At 39.9% G+C, this 16,630-nt stretch carries 18 protein-coding genes; all 18 read left to right on the top strand.

Annotated elements, in window-relative coordinates:
- The first annotated feature begins 2 nt into the window (after positions 1-2).
- Positions 3-479, top strand: a complete 477-nt coding sequence (locus QYZ87_06430; protein MDN4754164.1) for a hypothetical protein — start codon at positions 3-5, stop codon at positions 477-479.
- Positions 480-506: 27 nt separating this feature from the next.
- A complete protein-coding gene (locus QYZ87_06425) occupies positions 507-1,094 on the top strand; it encodes a biopolymer transporter ExbD (protein MDN4754163.1) in 588 nt (195 codons plus the stop codon).
- Positions 1,095-1,119: 25 nt separating this feature from the next.
- On the top strand, positions 1,120-1,587 hold the full coding sequence (locus tag QYZ87_06420; protein MDN4754162.1) for a biopolymer transporter ExbD: 468 nt from the start codon (positions 1,120-1,122) through the stop codon (positions 1,585-1,587).
- A gap of 699 nt (positions 1,588-2,286) precedes the next feature.
- The gene (locus QYZ87_06415; protein ID MDN4754161.1) at positions 2,287-3,450 is read left to right on the top strand and encodes a hypothetical protein; all 1,164 of its coding nucleotides are present in this window, start codon (positions 2,287-2,289) and stop codon (positions 3,448-3,450) included.
- Between the two features lie 127 nt (positions 3,451-3,577).
- Positions 3,578-5,371, top strand: coding sequence for a DNA topoisomerase IV subunit B (locus tag QYZ87_06410; protein MDN4754160.1), 1,794 nt, complete (start codon positions 3,578-3,580; stop codon positions 5,369-5,371).
- 5 nt (positions 5,372-5,376) lie between these two features.
- Positions 5,377-5,850: a pantetheine-phosphate adenylyltransferase gene (gene coaD, locus QYZ87_06405; protein MDN4754159.1), complete on the top strand. Its 474-nt coding sequence runs from the start codon at positions 5,377-5,379 to the stop codon at positions 5,848-5,850.
- A 27-nt stretch (positions 5,851-5,877) separates the two neighbouring features.
- Positions 5,878-6,330: an rRNA maturation RNase YbeY gene (gene ybeY, locus QYZ87_06400; protein ID MDN4754158.1), complete on the top strand. Its 453-nt coding sequence runs from the start codon at positions 5,878-5,880 to the stop codon at positions 6,328-6,330.
- Positions 6,331-7,043: 713 nt separating this feature from the next.
- On the top strand, positions 7,044-7,811 hold the full coding sequence (locus tag QYZ87_06395) for a uroporphyrinogen-III synthase (protein ID MDN4754157.1): 768 nt from the start codon (positions 7,044-7,046) through the stop codon (positions 7,809-7,811).
- Positions 7,804-8,223: a ribonuclease P protein component gene (locus QYZ87_06390; protein ID MDN4754156.1), complete on the top strand. Its 420-nt coding sequence runs from the start codon at positions 7,804-7,806 to the stop codon at positions 8,221-8,223. Before QYZ87_06395 ends, QYZ87_06390 begins: the two co-directional genes overlap by 8 nt.
- A complete protein-coding gene (gene yidD, locus QYZ87_06385; protein MDN4754155.1) occupies positions 8,220-8,471 on the top strand; it encodes a membrane protein insertion efficiency factor YidD in 252 nt (83 codons plus the stop codon). The genes QYZ87_06390 and yidD overlap by 4 nt, the downstream gene beginning before the upstream one ends.
- Positions 8,472-8,482: 11 nt before the next feature.
- Positions 8,483-9,148, top strand: a complete 666-nt coding sequence (locus QYZ87_06380; GenBank protein ID MDN4754154.1) for a TatD family hydrolase — start codon at positions 8,483-8,485, stop codon at positions 9,146-9,148.
- 85 nt (positions 9,149-9,233) lie between these two features.
- Positions 9,234-9,632, top strand: coding sequence for a YtxH domain-containing protein (locus QYZ87_06375; protein MDN4754153.1), 399 nt, complete (start codon positions 9,234-9,236; stop codon positions 9,630-9,632).
- A 160-nt stretch (positions 9,633-9,792) separates the two neighbouring features.
- Positions 9,793-10,293 carry a hypothetical protein gene (locus tag QYZ87_06370; GenBank protein ID MDN4754152.1) on the top strand — a complete coding sequence of 167 codons (501 nt, stop codon included), beginning with the start codon at positions 9,793-9,795 and terminating at the stop codon, positions 10,291-10,293.
- 6 nt (positions 10,294-10,299) lie between these two features.
- On the top strand, positions 10,300-10,749 hold the full coding sequence (locus QYZ87_06365; protein MDN4754151.1) for a hypothetical protein: 450 nt from the start codon (positions 10,300-10,302) through the stop codon (positions 10,747-10,749).
- A 201-nt stretch (positions 10,750-10,950) separates the two neighbouring features.
- Positions 10,951-11,961 carry a type I glyceraldehyde-3-phosphate dehydrogenase gene (gap, locus tag QYZ87_06360; protein MDN4754150.1) on the top strand — a complete coding sequence of 337 codons (1,011 nt, stop codon included), beginning with the start codon at positions 10,951-10,953 and terminating at the stop codon, positions 11,959-11,961.
- Between the two features lie 235 nt (positions 11,962-12,196).
- Positions 12,197-13,339 (top strand): IS256 family transposase, encoded by a 1,143-nt coding sequence (locus QYZ87_06355; protein ID MDN4754149.1) that lies wholly within the window; start codon positions 12,197-12,199, stop codon positions 13,337-13,339.
- Between the two features lie 595 nt (positions 13,340-13,934).
- Positions 13,935-14,648 carry a succinate dehydrogenase cytochrome b subunit gene (locus tag QYZ87_06350; protein ID MDN4754148.1) on the top strand — a complete coding sequence of 238 codons (714 nt, stop codon included), beginning with the start codon at positions 13,935-13,937 and terminating at the stop codon, positions 14,646-14,648.
- 24 nt (positions 14,649-14,672) lie between these two features.
- A complete protein-coding gene (locus QYZ87_06345) occupies positions 14,673-16,613 on the top strand; it encodes a fumarate reductase/succinate dehydrogenase flavoprotein subunit (protein MDN4754147.1) in 1,941 nt (646 codons plus the stop codon).
- Positions 16,614-16,630 lie beyond the last annotated feature (17 nt).

The following is a 16,630-nucleotide window of genomic DNA, read 5'->3' as shown; positions in this document are numbered from 1 at the left end:
TCATGGCAGTAAAAAAAATACGGAAAATTTCCAGTACTGTCCTACTGATTGTCGCACTTATCACAGTAGTTGTTTTAGGCATATACATCTTTGGTGGATACGTTGACCCAACCGCTGCTAAGCCAGAGCCAGTCTATACCGACCTACTGATGTACACTTGTTACATCGTATTAGGTGTTACTCTCTTGGCGATGATTGTATTTGCAATAGTAGGCTTTGCTGGTAAACTTAAAACGAACCCCAAAGGTGCGTTGGGTGGCTTAGTAGCTATTGTAGCTTTGGCTGTCCTCCTAGGGGTTACGTATGCGATTGGTAGCACAGAGCGTCTCTCAGTAGGCGCAGATTCGGCGAAATATAACACTGATTTTTATCTAAAGTTTACAGATATGTGGCTCTATAGTATCTATGTTATGTTGATACTATGTGTAGCAGGTCTTATCTGGGGCGCTGTTAGAAATGCTATCTTGAAAAGGAATTAAGTAACAATTTAAAAGAAAGATTATAATATGGCACGTCGAAAGAAAAAGGTTCCTAGTATTAATGGATCCTCAACCGCCGATATCTCTTTTATTCTGCTGCTTTTCTTCCTATTGACTACTTCAATGGGTTCTGATACTGGTATTGCCAGACAATTACCCCCTGCTGTTCCACCAGATCAGCAAGATGTGTCAATTGATGTGAATCGTCGTAACATGCTCCGTGTCTTGGTGAATAACCGAGGTCAAATCCTTGCTAATGGAGAAGAACTTTCTCTAGAGGGCCTTAGGATGAAGATTAAGGAGTTTGTTCTTAACGTGAATGACAAAGAGGATTTACCTGAGCGTTCACTTGTGGAATTCCCATACGTTGGCATGCAGAAAGTCACTAAGAATCACGTTATTTCATTAACGAATGACGTGGATACAAGATATGAGGATTATATTGCTGTTCAGAATGAGCTGACAAGAGCCTATACTGAGCTTCGTGAAGAGAGAGCAATTCAGTTATTTGGAGCTTCTTTTGAAGATCTTTCTACTGATCAGCAGAAAGTCCTTGTAGATATGTACCCTCAGAAGATTTCTGAGGCGAACCCGAAAGAATACGGTAAAAAGTAATCGACTAAATTATTAAAGACACATTATGGCTAGATTTACAAAAGATGGAAGCCGTGAAGTTCCTGAACTGAATACCATGTCATTACCTGACTTGATCTTCGCGTTCTTGTTCTTCATTATGATGGTGACCTCTATCCGTGAAGTGACTATGATGGTGCAAGTTCAGCTTCCTGCAGCTACTGAGCTGACGAAGATGGAGAAAAAGTCGCTTGCTACGTATATTTATATGGGTGAGCCACTGAAGCAGTATCAAGCAAAGTACGGAGTAGAAGCCGCTATTCAGCTTAATGATAAGTTTGCTACTACAAATGATATCTTTGACTATATCGCTCAAGAAAAGTCGTCAATGTCTGAGGCTGATGCACAGTATATGACAACAATTCTTAAGATCGATAAAGATGCTAAGATGGGTTTGATTACAGAAGTAAAACAGAAGTTGAGAGAGGCTGATGCTAGAAAGATTTTCTACTCTGCTCGTAGAGCACAGAAATAAGTAGAAGTCCTTCTAAGAGATATTAGTTACCGTTAGGTAACAACTGAAGATAAGTTCGGTAACCACTATGTTAGTGGTTGCCGAACTTTGTTTTGATACGTGGTACAATAATGAATGTAACACTCTTAAGGAGGTTTCGATGATGTTGCTCGTATTGTTAGAAGAATTTACCCTATGAGAACACCTTTTGTTTCTTATAGGATAAATATATGCGTCCTATAGGAAATGTTTTCTTTTCATATAACTAAAAGTTACTTGTTGTTTTATGAATAGTCTTTTTCATCTCTTTTGAATTATTGTATCTACCTTTTGTAGCTTATTTTGTTTTTATTATTCAGTGATATTGGGCGTATAAATGGGTCGATTGGAATACTCACCGTGATGGTGATAAGGCTTTGGATTTGTGCTATGACAGAATGTGATATAATCTATTTGTTTTGTTTATTCTTACAAATCTATTGATAACCATTTAAAATGTCTTTGAGAATTATAACAAGCTGTATATATGATTTAGCTCAATGAAAATCGTTCTGAAATACGAATATATGACTATTTGTTACTTAGTTATCCCAAGCGTTCTCACGTTTCAAAGCGGTTAACGTTCCAAAAATGTGTATATTTGCTTGTTTAAGAATAGTATTATCTACAATAGAGAGACGTTTCATGGCTTTCGGTTATAAAAAATATGGTAGGAAGTTAATGAACTACCTTAGTTCAAGCTCCCCAGATGAGGATCTAACCCTCAAAAGAGCTGTCACAAAATCTGACATTAAAGAATTTGCTGCATATGGCAATGAGTTATACAAAGGGCACCCTTATTATGTCCCAGATTTGGTGGACGACTTAGTGGGTACGCTATCGAGTGATATCAACCCTGCGTTTGACTTTAGCGAATCTGTTTACTATCTTGCCTATAGAGGTGATAAGATCGTAGGACGAATTGCTGGAATCATTAATCACAAAGCGAATGACACTTGGAATCAAAATCATGCACGCTTTGGATTTGTGGATTTTGAGGATGATAATGCTGTGGTGGATCTTCTTTTTGGTGCTGTTGAAAAATGGGCATCAGCAAAAGGTTGTGAAGCGATTAAAGGGCCTCTTGGTTTTACCGACCTTGATCCTGAAGGCATGTTGATTGAAGGCTTTGACCAGTTAGGGACTCTTGTAGCTCTGTATAACTTCCCATACTATCCGAAACAATTAGAGAGGATAGGATATATTAAGGATATCGATTGGTTGGAATTTAAGATATATATTCCTAAATTGATCCCCGAACGTCATCAGCGTATGAGTGACTTGGTCCGAAGAAAATATGGACTACGTACTGTAAAGGCAAGTAGCAAGAAAGAGTTATTAAGGTATGGAAATAGCATATTCAAACTGATCAATGAATGCTATAAGCCACTTTATGGCGTATCTGAATTATCCGAGAGGCAAATTGATTATTACACCAAGATGTATATGCCGCTTGTGAATCAAGACCTAATAAGTCTTATTATTCGTGAGAAGGATGATAAATTAGTAGCCTTTGGAATTACGCTACCAAATCTTAGTAAAGCTCTTCAAAAAGCGGGGGGCAAGCTATTCCCGACTGGGTTTGTACATCTACTTAAAGCGTTAAAGAGTAAAAGACCAGAGGTGGTTGATCTTTTGCTGATTGCTGTAGCCCCTGAATATCAAAATAAAGGGGTAAATGCCTTGATATTTGAGGACTTGATCCCTGTTATGAATGAGTATCAAGTGAAGTATGTGGAGAGTAATCCAGAGCTTGAGACTAATATGAGTGTTATGCTCCAATGGAATAGCTTCAAGAAAGTTAATCACAAGAAGAGAAGATCTTACATTAAAGATTTACTATAAAAAATAGCTATAAGGAAGGTATTAAAGACTTATGAGTGTGGAAGAAAAGGACGATAAGCTAATAGGAACAACCCCAGAAGGTTCGGTCGCTAACTACAATGATGATAAGGTGGCGACCTTAGATCCGATGGAGCATATCCGGCTGCGTCCCGGTATGTATATAGGTAAGCTAGGGGATGGAACGTCTAAGGACGATGGTATCTATGTGCTACTAAAGGAGGTGATCGACAATTCCATCGATGAGTACACGATGGGATATGGTTCGGAGATCATCATTAATATAGATGAAGATATGCGACATGTCACTATCCGTGACCATGGACGAGGTATTCCACAAGGTTCTCTAGTTAAGGCTGTCGGTACTATGAATACCGGTGCTAAATATGATAATGAGGTCTTTAAAAAAGTCGTGGGGCTAAACGGAGTGGGGTTAAAGGCAGTAAATGCACTTAGCACAACCCTCGTGGTAACCTCCTATAGAGATGGCTATGCTAAGCGAGTAGTTTTTGAAAAAGGAAAGTTGATAGAGGACTGTGAACTCTATGAGACTACTGAAAAGGACGGGACAGAAGTAGACTTTCTCCCAGATGATACACTATTTAAGAACTACCGCTACCAAATAGAATATGTTCAGGAAATGCTACGAATGTATGCATATCTTCAACCTGGACTTAAGATGGTATTGAATGGCCATAAGTTTGTCTCCAAGAATGGACTACTCGATCTTCTTGAAGAGAGCATGACTAGTAACCCTCTATATCCAATCATTCACTTTAGAGGGAAAGACATTGAGGTCGCTATAACTCACTCTACGCAGTATGGAGAGGAGTATTATTCATTTGTAAATGGACAGAATACCATTCATGGCGGTACTCACCTATCCGCATATAAGGAGGCTATTGGGCGTACAATACGAGATTTCTTCGGTAAGAATTTTGATTTTAATGACATTCGCTCTGGCATCACAGCTGCGATTAGTATCCGAATTCAGGAGCCCCTATTTGAGAGTCAAACAAAGACCAAGCTAGGGTCAAGAGAGATTGAAGAGGGAGGTACCTCTATTCAAAAGTTTGTGAATGACTTTCTTAAGGAAAATCTGGACGATTACCTTCATATCCATACTGAGACATCCGAAGCTTTGCTGAAGAAGATTCAAGAGAATGAGCGAGAAAGAAAAGCTCTTTCTGGGATCAGTAAAGCGGCGAAAGAGAGGGTGAAAAAAGCGTCTATTCACAATAAGAAACTTCGAGATTGTTCGCAGCATCTCAATGACCCTAAGTCCAAACGAGGTAAAGAGACTCAGATATTTATTACAGAGGGTCTATCCGCTAGTGGGAGTATTACTCAGAGTAGGGATGCTGAGTATCAGGCCGTATTTTCTCTAAGAGGAAAGCCCCTTAATTGTTATGGGAGGAAGAAAGAAGTGGTCTATGAAAATGAAGAGTTTAACCTCCTTCAGGCTGCCCTAAACATTGAGGATGGTATGGATGGGCTAAGGTATGAAAAAGTGATCGTTGCTACCGATGCCGATGTGGATGGTATGCACATCCGCTTGCTCCTCATAACATTTTTCCTTAGATTTTTCCCTGATCTGGTCCGACAAAATCATGTCTTTATCTTACAGACGCCTCTTTTTAGGGTTCGTGACAAGAAGGATAATAATACTATATATTGTTATGATGAGTCCGAACGTAATGAAGCGATAAAGAAATTGGGCAAAGGATGTACCGTGACACGCTTTAAGGGTCTTGGAGAAATAAGACCCGAGGAATTCAAGGAATTCATAGGCGATAACATACGATTAGATCCTGTAAGTATGAAGAAGGAAGATAATGTACAAGAATTGCTAGAGTTCTATATGGGTAGTAATACCCCTGTACGTCAGGACTTCATTGTTAGCAATTTGGAGCCAGAGGATTAAGATCTATGAAGAAGAGGATAGGTATATACGCAGGGACATTTGATCCCTTCACCATAGGGCACCAACATATTGTAGAGAGAGCAGAGAAACTTTTCGATGAGGTGCATATCCTAATCGGTGTGAATTTTAGAAAGTCTCCCTTCCAGCCTACCGAAAAGAGGCTGGAAAGTATCAGAGATCTCTATAAAGGTGATGAGAAAATAAAGGTGGTTCAGCACGATGGAATCGTCGCGAAGTATGCCATCTCTATCAGTAAGGAAGCTGTGCTTATCAGAGGTATCCGGACTGTGGCGGATATGGAGGCTGAGCGTACAATAGCGGATGTTAATCGTAATCACTACGGGATTGATACCATTTTCCTCTTCTCTGATGCTAAATTTAGCAGTGTGAGTAGTTCATTGGTCAGAGAATTAGCTACCTTTGGAGAGGATTACTCTGAGTACCTTCCTAAGAAGGGACGTGCGAAAAAAGAATCTTAAGTTATTATAGAAAAAGAGATAGTTGTTATGTCAATCAATTACTATGAGGATGGCGTGAAGATACCACCCTTTAGAAGAAGAGAAGTAAATGAATGGATTCGTTCAGTAGCTGAAGTTTACAACTTTGAAGTGGGAGATATCTCGTTTCAATTTTGTGATGATGAGCGTATTCTAGAGGTCAACAAGAAATACTTAGGGCACGATCACTATACCGATGTTATCACTTTTGGTTCACCTGTAGATGATTTACTTTTTGCTGATATCGTTATCGGACTCGAGACGGTGGAAAGTAATGCTAAAGAATACAATGAGCCCTTTCAGCGAGAGCTATTAAGAGTGCTGATACATGGAGTGCTACACTTGTGTGGCTTGAATGACATGACTGACGAGGAGAAAAAAGAGATGCGTGCAGCTGAAGAGAATGCATTGGCTATGTTACCTAACGATCTTAGTGAAATGTGGCGAAAAGGAGCCATGTGAATAGGAGACTACTTATCAATAGACTGAATATATAATCTTTAATGGGAGAGAGAGCAAAAGATGGATAATTGGCCATTTTTTGAAGAACGTTTTGCACCTATTTTAAAATCGGAGGCACCAGTTTATCAAGATGGACTAATCGTGACTCTCCTGTTTTTATTACTTGCGACAGCCACTCTTTTCGTCTTAAGACTCCGATATAAAAAGGATACATTTGGACTCCTTTTTCTCTTATTTTCAGCGATCCAAAGTATATTCCTGGTAAGTGTAACATCAGTATTGTTACTTAAGGTCGAACCGACTGTCTTTTGGGAGAATATTATCAATGGTACGTACATAATTACGACGCTCTGTTTTACACGGCTCATTATATATTTTTGGATATGGATTGCTTTTAGTAGAGGGGCGAATAAAGCCGTTTGGTATAGAGAGTACTTTAAGAATTGGAGTTACTTTGGGTATTCACTTTTTATCCCGATCGTATTATTACTGCTAGGTCCTAAGACTCATTGGATAGCGTTATCGATAGCTGGTGTTTCATATTTAGCATACAGGATTGTTATTCTTGTCCAAAGTTTAATGATTTTCCCATATCTTCGCGGATATCCTTTGCATATTATTTTGTATCTTTGCACCTGTGAAATATTCCCTCTGCTTTTTGTTTTTTGGGGGGTGTAATATGATTTTAGGTAACAGTACAATAGACAATAAAAATGTCCAGAACGATATCGCGCGTCCTAGTTTCGCAGCCTAAGCCAACAAATCCTAAGTCTCCTTATTTTGAAATGATTAAGGAGTACGGCGTCGAAATTGACTTCAAACCATTTTTCAAGATAGAGCCTGTCTCAACTCGCTTTTTTAGAGACCAAAAGATTGATATCCTGGAGCATACTGCAGTTATACTGAACTCTCGGACAATGGCGGACCACTTCTTTGCTATCCTCAAGGAGCTAAGGGTTGAACTGCCAGATGATTTTAAATACTTCTGCTCGTCAGAATTTATCAGTCTGTATTTACAAAAATTCATAACCGTTCGTAAAAGGAAAATCTTTTTTCCAGAAAAGAGTTCTAACACTTCGGATCTTCCTTCTTTGGTAAAGAAACATAACAAAGAAATATTTTTTGTTCCTTCTACTGAAGGTTATAAGGATGACCTCCTCCAAGTGATGGATGAAAAAGATATTGCCTACACACAGGGGATTCTCAGTAAGGTTATTAACTCCGAATTCGCTGATGGAGAAATTGAATCCTATGATATGATTCTCTTTTTTAGTCCGAATGGTGTTAATTCTCTTTTGGAGAATGTTCCTAATTATAAGCAAGGCAATCAGGTTATAGGATGTCTTGGAGAGGGTACATTAAGACAGTTAGAGGAGAGGGGACTAAAGGTAGATCTAGCTGTTCCAAATAAGGAATTTCAAAGCATAACAGGAGCTCTCAGTCACTATCTATCCACACATGGTGTAGATAAGCATGCCTAAGAATAATAGTCTGCCCAAAAAGGAACGGCTCTATCTTCGAGATGAATTGCGATTATTATTCGCTTCACGGAAGAGTTTTGTTTGCTATCCATTTAGGGTCCTCTATACTTGGGTGCCATACCAAGAAGGTATACCGCTCAAAATATTGGTGTCAATCCCCAAAAAGAAGCTAAAGCATGCAGTCGATAGGAATCGGATGAAGCGACTCACTAGAGAGGCCTATAGACTGAATAATCACAAGCTGAAGGAGGAACTTGAATGCCAAGATCAGAAGCAGACTTTGCTTGTGGGATTTATATACCTCTCTGACGGATTGAAGCGGTATGAAAAGGTCCAGAATGCTACGATTAAGGCTCTGGATATACTGATACAATCAATAGATAATAAAGAGGAACTAGAGGGGCTGTCATGAAGTTTTTAAAAGATATTATTAAGGCTATTCGAAGTCTGTTAATTTGGCTTCTGCTGCTTCCTATTCGATTTTATAGAAGGTTTATCTCCCCGATGCTTCCTTCATCATGTCGGTTTACTCCGACATGTAGTCAGTACGGGATGGAAGCCATTAAGAAGCATGGCCCATTTAAGGGCTTGGCATTGACTATCTGGCGTATCCTTAGATGTAATCCCTGGGGCGGTAGTGGATATGATCCAGTCCCCTGAAAGGCTTTACTATGAAAAAGTGGCTCGACTATCATACCCACAAGAATGGATGTGAAAAGTATGTGAATGACGCAGAGGTCATTGTTGTTCAGTCTCTACAGCTTGGGGAGACGCCACATGTACGAGCAGATTATCTTACAATTGGACTTCATCCAATGAGTCTTGAGTCTAAAGCGCTAATGGCTGAACCGACTGATAAGGTCAAGCAGACTCTGAAGAATGCTATCGCTGATGCTCCTAAGCCAGTCATTGCTATAGGTGAATGTGGGTGGGATAATAGGAGCTCACTGTCAGAGGATTTACAAGACTTATTAATGGAGATCCAGATCTCAGTCGCTGAAGAGCTTGGCTTGCCTTTGATACTTCATATTGTATCATATTGGCATGTATTACTAAAAAAACAAAAAGATCATAGATCTATACCCTGGGTCGTCCATGGGTTTAGAGGTAAGCCCCAGTTAGCTAGTCAATTACTTAATGCTGGTATTCATCTGAGTATTCATCCAACTTTAATAGAACATACCTCAGAACTTCCCGAATCATTCTTTATTGAGACAGATGAAAGTACTGCAGACCTGAGGTCTCTGTATCGTCAAGTAGCGAATCAAAAAGGTGTCTCAGAAGAGGTTATCAAAGAAAAGACCATTAACTATTTTTACAATCTACATCTTTTATAATAGAATATAAAAAGGTATATTTGTGAACAAGGAGTCATAGAAAATGGCTTAAGTCTTATTTTTTAACCAGAAAAAAACAATTGTTATGAATAGAAATAATGATGGCGTTAAGGTATTAGTTGGAGTTGCTATAGGTGCTGCTATAGGTGCTGCTATGGCTTACTTTTCAGATGCTCAGAAAAGAAACGAGTTTGTTGATGACGTAAATGACCGCACCGGAAGAGTGCGTGATGACTTTAAGGATGCTTACTATGAAGGTAAGATCCGTGCTCGTAAAGCAAAGAGAGATCTGTCACGTTATATGGCTGATGTCAAGGATGATGCTGGTCAGATATATGATGATGTTGTTTCTAGTGCTAAGACTTTTGGTAAGAAGTCAAAAGAAAGTGCTGAAGAGATCATCGAACTAACCGAGGAGGAATTGTCAGAATTGAAGGCCGAAGCTCGCGAAGAGGCTGAAAAATTAGCGAAGAAATCAAAATAATCCATCTTTTTTGGATAAATAATTCAGATGACAGAATAAGTAGAATTGAGAATAGTGAATATAAACTTAAATTCTGCTCATAGCAAATGGGAACCCATGCCTGCCATTTAATCATGGGCGGTTGCATGGGTTTTCTTATATCTTAATATGAACAACCATTATGCCTAACCATACAATAATATCTTTACTCCAAGGAGCAGTAACAGATGTCCGAAATTTGACAGAAGCGAAGCTGGAACTACTCCAGCTGAAGTTGGCAGATAAAGGGTCATCAGCTGCGGCAGGAGGATTATACAATTTTTTTCTTTTTTTGATTCTAAAGCTATTCGTCATAGTATTTTCTGTGACTGGTGGTTTTGCTTTTTCACTATTGTTCATTAAGAGCGCAGTAGTCTTTGAAACTATAAAGGCTCTCCTTTTTGGGTTCTTATGTATGCTAGGTGTGTTACTTATAGTCGTAGGTATAATGCTTCTTCTTAAGAAGAAATTTACTGAGAGTCTTAGAAGCAAAGTTATCAACGAAGTCATAGATCAGCTTGAAGCTCAGGAGAAAGAGCGTATAATTAAGAGGGCTATGTCTCAAACTTATGATGAGACTCGATGCTACGAAGAAAGTTACGCTAAAATCAGGGAAAATATCACAAATCAGGTAAACGAATAAGGATTTATGAATAGTAATACTTTACAAGTCCCAAAATATAAACAGAGGCTTCTAGAAAGGGAGCGACTATTAGAGCAGAAAGCAGACGATAGTATCCGACAGCTGAAGAGAAAAAAAGAATTTCTTCAAGAGAATGGTAAGGACATGATTACTGATGAGATTGTCGTAAATGTCTCAGAGAAAAATTCATTCTTAGGAAAGGTCGCAAATAAGATCCTCGGAGGAGATAGTATCAAGAATACTGCCTATAAGCAGAAGAGATCTCAGAGATCTTCTGGGCTTCTGCTGTCCGATGGCGTTCTTAGCCGCTTTTCAAGAATGGGGTCCGTCCTGATACCGATGCTTTATACTATTGGTGAGAGGAAGCTACTTAGTTATAGCTTTCGAGGAGCAGGCAAACTGATCCGATTCACCCTTAGGAATCTTTTTGGTCTAAAGCGAAAACGCAGAAGATAATACGATCCTCTGATAAATAAATATCCATCCAACGCTTCGGAATACTGAATAATAATCAGTAAATTTGCTAGTGGTTGGATCGTGAGACTATGCTTCTCACAAATACAGTTTTTGATTCATAAGAATCAGCTGTCAACACTTGTGAAAGACAAGGAACTTAGATAATAAATTAATATAATATTTAACTATAAAAATAGGATTATGATCAAAATTGGTATTAACGGCTTTGGCCGTATTGGACGTTTTGTCTTCCGCGCTGCTCAGACTCGCAATGATATTCAAGTTGTAGGGATTAACGACCTTCTTTCTGTAGATTATCTTGCTTATATGCTTAAGTATGATACTATGCACGGCAGATTTGACGGCACTATCAGCTATGACCTCGACAAAAGCACATTGACCGTTAATGGTAATGAGATTCGCTGTACACAAGAGCGTGATCCAAAAAACCTAAAGTGGGACGAGATTAATGCTGAGTATATCGTAGAGTCAACAGGCCTTTTCTTAACTAAGGAAAAGTCACAAGCACATATCGAAGCTGGTGCTAAATATGTGGTTATGTCAGCACCATCAAAAGATGATACCCCAATGTATGTTATGGGGGTAAATGAGAAAGAATATAAGAAGGGTACCCAACTTGTAAGTAACGCAAGCTGTACTACTAACTGCTTAGCTCCTCTTGCAAAGGTTATTAACGATAACTTTGGGATCAAAGACGGTCTTATGACTACTGTTCATGCAATCACCGCAACACAGAAAACTGTTGATGGTCCTTCTATGAAAGACTGGCGTGGTGGCCGTGCTGCTAGTGGTAACATTATCCCATCTACAACAGGTGCAGCAAAGGCAGTGGGCAAAGTTATCCCATCTCTAAATGGCAAGCTTACCGGTATGTCATTCCGTGTTCCTACTATTGATGTTTCAGTAGTAGATCTTACTGTTAATCTTGAGAAGCCAGCTTCATACGAAGAGATTTGCAAGGTACTTAAGAATGCTAGTGAAAACGAACTAAAGGGCATCCTTGATTATACAGAAGATGCTGTGGTATCATCTGACTTCCTAGGGGACACACACTCATCAATCTTTGATGCTAAGGCAGGTATCGCTCTTACAGATTCATTTGTAAAGCTAGTATCATGGTATGATAATGAGATTGGTTACTCTAATCGTGTGCTAGATCTTATTGCTACTATGGCTAAGATCAACGGATAATTAGATAGATAGAAGTCTAATAATATTTATAAAAGAAGCCATCGCATATTTGCGGTGGCTTCTTTTGTTATTCTCATGAAGCCATTCTAAGAAGTCTGAAGTCTCCCCGTCTTTGTTTGTGTGCCTAAAGAGTAAAGGTCGGAAGATACTGTCCCCAAAAAGTGTGTAAGTCCCAAGAATGTTATCTTTGAAAAGTTAAAAACAAAAGATAAACAAGAAGATGAGACTTACACAAATGCAATTTAATGAAATTCTATCAAACTTGATGACAGAGCCAAATGGAGTTGGCCGTTTAATGGAGTTAATCATCGAAATAGCGATGCAAGGGGAGAGGGAACTGTATAAAGAAGATAGTGGCGATGTGAGCAATGGATACCGCTCCCGTCGCATCTTTGCGAGTGGTAATATGCTAGAATTACGAGTACCCCGAACTCGACAGCAGGGCTTCATGCCCTTGATTTTAGGCGTTCTCAAAGATCAAGAGAAAGAGATGGGAGAACTAGCAGGTTATCTATATAGCTGCGGTAATACGATGGAGGATATCTCTGGAGTATTCGAGCGTTTGTATGGTAAACGTTATAGTACGAGTCAAATCAATCGTCTCTCCTTATCGACCCAAGAAGCAGTAGAAGAGTGGCGTCAAAGACGTCTACCGAGGACTTTAGAGGCACTTGTTATCGATGCTACATATCTTCCTGTACGGAGAGGAGAAAGTGTGAGCAAGGAGGCATTTTTTGTAGTGATGAGTTTAGATAGCGAAGGACGTCGAGACATCGTGGGTGTCTATAATAATCCAACAGAGGGAAGCGGCATCTGGGGCGAGTTTTTTGAGGATCTAAAAAGCCGAGGACTCGAAGAGGTAGGACTAATCATTTCAGACGGGTTGAATAACATTGAAGAGGTTGCACGTGAGCACTTTACAGAAGTGGAAGTCCAGCTCTGCACGGTGCATCTACAGCGAGAAATAACTCGAAAGATACGCCCTCGAGATAAGTCAGCCATCGCAAGTGATCTACAGGAGGTCTTTAGTAAAGACGGCTCAAGAAGCTCACCTTTAGATGGCCTAGAGAGCTTTAAAAACTTTGCGTTCAGATGGCGTAAGAGCTATCCTTTTCTCACAAAAATAGCTAACGGTCAGAGGATAGAGTATTACTTCACATACCTAAAATACGACGTCAGTGTTCGCAAGTACATTCATAGTACTAACTGGATAGAACGCTTCAATAGACAGGTAAAGAAAGGGGCTCGATATAAATGTGCATTACCTAGCGTAGAATCCGCTCTACACTTGATAGGTAGTATTGCAATCAATGCAAACTATCTGAAGAAAAGAATAGGAGATCTAACTCTTGGACTTAGGAAGAACAATGAAAAGTAAATAACAACAATGTGCTTTATTTTCCAACACAAAGATATCAACCTAAAAGAATACGGCAAGGCGGTGTCTCCGCGGTGCTACGACAGCCTTGCCTTAATTCTTTATTGGTCTATCTTTAATGTTTATGGAAAACAAAGCGAAAAAATATGTAGGTTTGCTTTTCAGAGACGCATTCTGCCGTACACACTTTTGGGGACACTACCGGTCGGAATCTTCATTCTCGCAGATTAGTCTTAATGCTACTGACGCAGTTCGCATAAGAGATGAGATACATGAGCCGGACAGAGATAGAATTATTGCAATAAATGGCTGCAAGCAACGAACTAAGGTACGTGACATCGTATGTGAGATGAAGACTATATTAAAATGCAATTGTGAATACTCTTAGAGTCATACAGCCCAATTGAAACATACAAGTGAGATGAGTATAGAGCTCAATTATAACCCTCTAGAAGACAATAAAAAATCATCAATAATAGTGATTAAAGAAATAAATAAAAATTAAAGTCTAAAAGCTTGCTGATTAGTCTTAAAAAATCTATCTTTGTAGTGTACAAAGAAATATCAACCAATTTTTTAGATTTTTTACTGTTATATGTGGTTATTTAATTCATCAATCGGCAGAAAAGTAGTGATGAGCGTCACTGGACTTTGTCTGATTTTTTTTCTGCTTTTCCACTCGGTAATGAACGTTGTTGCTGTCTTTTCTAAAGATGGTTATGATTGGATCTGCCACTTCCTAGGCACGAATGCGATCGTTCAATTCATGGTACCGATTTTGGCACTATTCTTCATTCTACACATCATCTTCTCGATCATTCTTACGCTACAGAACCGTAAGGCACGTGGTACAGATAGGTATGCTATGGCTGGTAAGAGCGAAGTGCAATGGACTGCAAAGAATATGTTTGTTCTTGGTCTAGTCATATTAGGCGGAATTATATGGCACCTAACACACTTTTGGAGTGAAATGCAATTACAAGAGTGGACTGGTGGCGAATCAGCAAATGGCTTTGATTTGATCCTATTCCAGTTCTCTAACCTATGGATTGTTATCCTCTACCTTGTTTGGTTCATATTCATTTGGTTACACCTAACACACGGTTTCTGGAGTGCATTCCAGACAATTGGATGGAATAACGCTAAGTGGTACAAACGCCTTAAGACAATTGGCTACATTGTAGCAACTCTTATTTGCGTAATGTTTGCATTTGTTGCCATCGCCTTTTATCTCAAGAGCACTGGTGCATGGGATAGTGTTGGAGCTATCTGGCATCTTGGTGGCAAAAATCTAAGTCCAGTTCTTTAATCAATCTTAAGCTAGTTAATGTATATGTCACAATTAGACGCAAAAATACCTCAAGGTCCACTGGAAAGCAAGTGGAGCAAGTATAAGGCTAACCAGAAATTGGTGAACCCTGCCAATAAGCGCCGCCTCGACGTTATCGTGGTCGGTACAGGTCTTGCAGGATCATCTGCAGCTGCATCACTGGCAGAAATGGGCTTTCATGTTTATAACTTCTGTATCCAGGACTCACCACGCCGTGCACACTCAATTGCAGCACAGGGTGGTATCAATGCCGCTAAAAACTATCAGAATGATGGCGACTCAGTATATCGTCTATTCTACGATACAATTAAGGGGGGTGACTACCGTGCTAGAGAGGCTAATGTCTATCGTCTAGCAGAGGTATCTAACTCAATCATCGACCAATGTGTAGCTCAGGGTGTACCATTCGCTCGTGAATATGGTGGTACTCTAGCCAATCGTTCATTTGGTGGAGCTCAAGTATCACGTACATTCTACTCACGTGGTATCACAGGTCAGCAACTATTGCTTGGAGCTTATTCAGCTCTTTCACGCCAAGTAGGTCTTGGTAAGGTAGAGCTATTTACTCGCCATGAGATGGTAGAGCTCGTGATGATTGATGGAAGAGCACGTGGTATCATAGTACGTGATCTTGTAAGTGGTAAGCTCAAGAGATTCTCAGCACATGCAGTTGTGATCGCATCCGGAGGTTATGGTAATACCTTCTTCCTAAGCTCTAACGCTATGGAGTGTAATGGTTCTGCTGCTTGGCAATGCTACAAGAAAGGTGCTTATTTCGGCAATCCATGTATGGCTCAGATTCACCCAACATGTATTCCACAGCACGGTGATCAACAGAGTAAGTTGACACTGATGAGTGAGTCGCTTCGTAATGACGGTCGTATCTGGGTACCAAAGAAAATTGAAGATGCTGAAGCTATCCGTGCTGGCAAGCTTCGTCCAACTCAGATCAAAGAGGAAGATCGCGATTACTACCTAGAGCGTCGCTATCCAGCCTTTGGTAACCTTGTACCTCGTGACGTTGCCAGCCGTGCAGCTAAGGAGCGTTGTGATGCTGGATATGGCGTTGGTACAGGACAAGCTGTTTATCTTGACTTTGCAGAGCCAATCCAAAGACTTGGTAAGGATGTCGTAACAGAGCGTTATGGTAACCTATTCCAGATGTACGAAAAGATTACAGCAGATAATCCTTACGAGACACCAATGATGATCTTCCCAGCAATTCACTATACTATGGGTGGATTATGGGTAGACTACGAGCTGATGACCACTATACCAGGTCTATTTGCGATTGGAGAGGCAAACTTTAGTGACCACGGTGCTAACAGACTAGGTGCATCAGCATTGATGCAAGGTCTAGCCGATGGATACTTCATTCTACCATATACTATCCAGAATTATCTAAGTGATCAGATTCAGGTGCCACGCTTCAGCACAGATTTGCCTGAGTTCGCAGCTGCTGAAAAGGAAGTCATGGATAAGATCAATAAGCTTATGAATATCAAGGGTAAGCAAACCGTTGATGAAATCCACAAAAAGCTTGGACAGATCATGTGGGAGTACGTAGGTATGGGACGTGATGAAGCAGGTCTTAAGAAGGCAATCGAATTACTTGCTGATATCAAGAAAGAATTCTGGACAGATGTCCGTATCCCAGGCCAAGCAATTGACTTAAACATTGAGTTAGAGAAGGCTCTTCGTCTAGCTGACTTTATTGAGATCGGTGAATTGATGGCACACGATGCTCTGGATCGCGCTGAGTCATGTGGTGGACACTTCCGCCTAGAGCACCAAACTCCAGAAGGAGAAGCTCTACGTCATGATGATCTATTTGCATATGTTTCTTGCTGGGCTTACCAAGGAGAGAATAAGGCCCCTGTTATGTACAAGGAACCTCTTGATTATGAGTTTATAGAACGTACTCAGCGTAACTATAAATCTTAATGCGAACCCTTATTTAG

It is taken from the genome of Porphyromonadaceae bacterium W3.11 (assembly GCA_030434245.1).
GTDB lineage: Bacteria > Bacteroidota > Bacteroidia > Bacteroidales > Porphyromonadaceae > Porphyromonas_A.
This window is presented reverse-complemented; position numbering and strand designations above follow the sequence as displayed.

Coding starts and splice junctions, on each gene's coding strand:
- QYZ87_06430 (MDN4754164.1), top strand. CDS start 3: ATGGCAGTAAAAAAAATACGGAAAATTTCCAGTACTGTCCTACTGATT.
- QYZ87_06425 (MDN4754163.1), top strand. CDS start 507: ATGGCACGTCGAAAGAAAAAGGTTCCTAGTATTAATGGATCCTCAACC.
- QYZ87_06420 (MDN4754162.1), top strand. CDS start 1,120: ATGGCTAGATTTACAAAAGATGGAAGCCGTGAAGTTCCTGAACTGAAT.
- QYZ87_06415 (MDN4754161.1), top strand. CDS start 2,287: ATGAACTACCTTAGTTCAAGCTCCCCAGATGAGGATCTAACCCTCAAA.
- QYZ87_06410 (MDN4754160.1), top strand. CDS start 3,578: ATGGAGCATATCCGGCTGCGTCCCGGTATGTATATAGGTAAGCTAGGG.
- coaD (MDN4754159.1), top strand. CDS start 5,377: ATGAAGAAGAGGATAGGTATATACGCAGGGACATTTGATCCCTTCACC.
- ybeY (MDN4754158.1), top strand. CDS start 5,878: ATGTCAATCAATTACTATGAGGATGGCGTGAAGATACCACCCTTTAGA.
- QYZ87_06395 (MDN4754157.1), top strand. CDS start 7,044: ATGTCCAGAACGATATCGCGCGTCCTAGTTTCGCAGCCTAAGCCAACA.
- QYZ87_06390 (MDN4754156.1), top strand. CDS start 7,804: ATGCCTAAGAATAATAGTCTGCCCAAAAAGGAACGGCTCTATCTTCGA.
- yidD (MDN4754155.1), top strand. CDS start 8,220: ATGAAGTTTTTAAAAGATATTATTAAGGCTATTCGAAGTCTGTTAATT.
- QYZ87_06380 (MDN4754154.1), top strand. CDS start 8,483: ATGAAAAAGTGGCTCGACTATCATACCCACAAGAATGGATGTGAAAAG.
- QYZ87_06375 (MDN4754153.1), top strand. CDS start 9,234: ATGAATAGAAATAATGATGGCGTTAAGGTATTAGTTGGAGTTGCTATA.
- QYZ87_06370 (MDN4754152.1), top strand. CDS start 9,793: ATGCCTAACCATACAATAATATCTTTACTCCAAGGAGCAGTAACAGAT.
- QYZ87_06365 (MDN4754151.1), top strand. CDS start 10,300: ATGAATAGTAATACTTTACAAGTCCCAAAATATAAACAGAGGCTTCTA.
- gap (MDN4754150.1), top strand. CDS start 10,951: ATGATCAAAATTGGTATTAACGGCTTTGGCCGTATTGGACGTTTTGTC.
- QYZ87_06355 (MDN4754149.1), top strand. CDS start 12,197: ATGCAATTTAATGAAATTCTATCAAACTTGATGACAGAGCCAAATGGA.
- QYZ87_06350 (MDN4754148.1), top strand. CDS start 13,935: ATGTGGTTATTTAATTCATCAATCGGCAGAAAAGTAGTGATGAGCGTC.
- QYZ87_06345 (MDN4754147.1), top strand. CDS start 14,673: ATGTCACAATTAGACGCAAAAATACCTCAAGGTCCACTGGAAAGCAAG.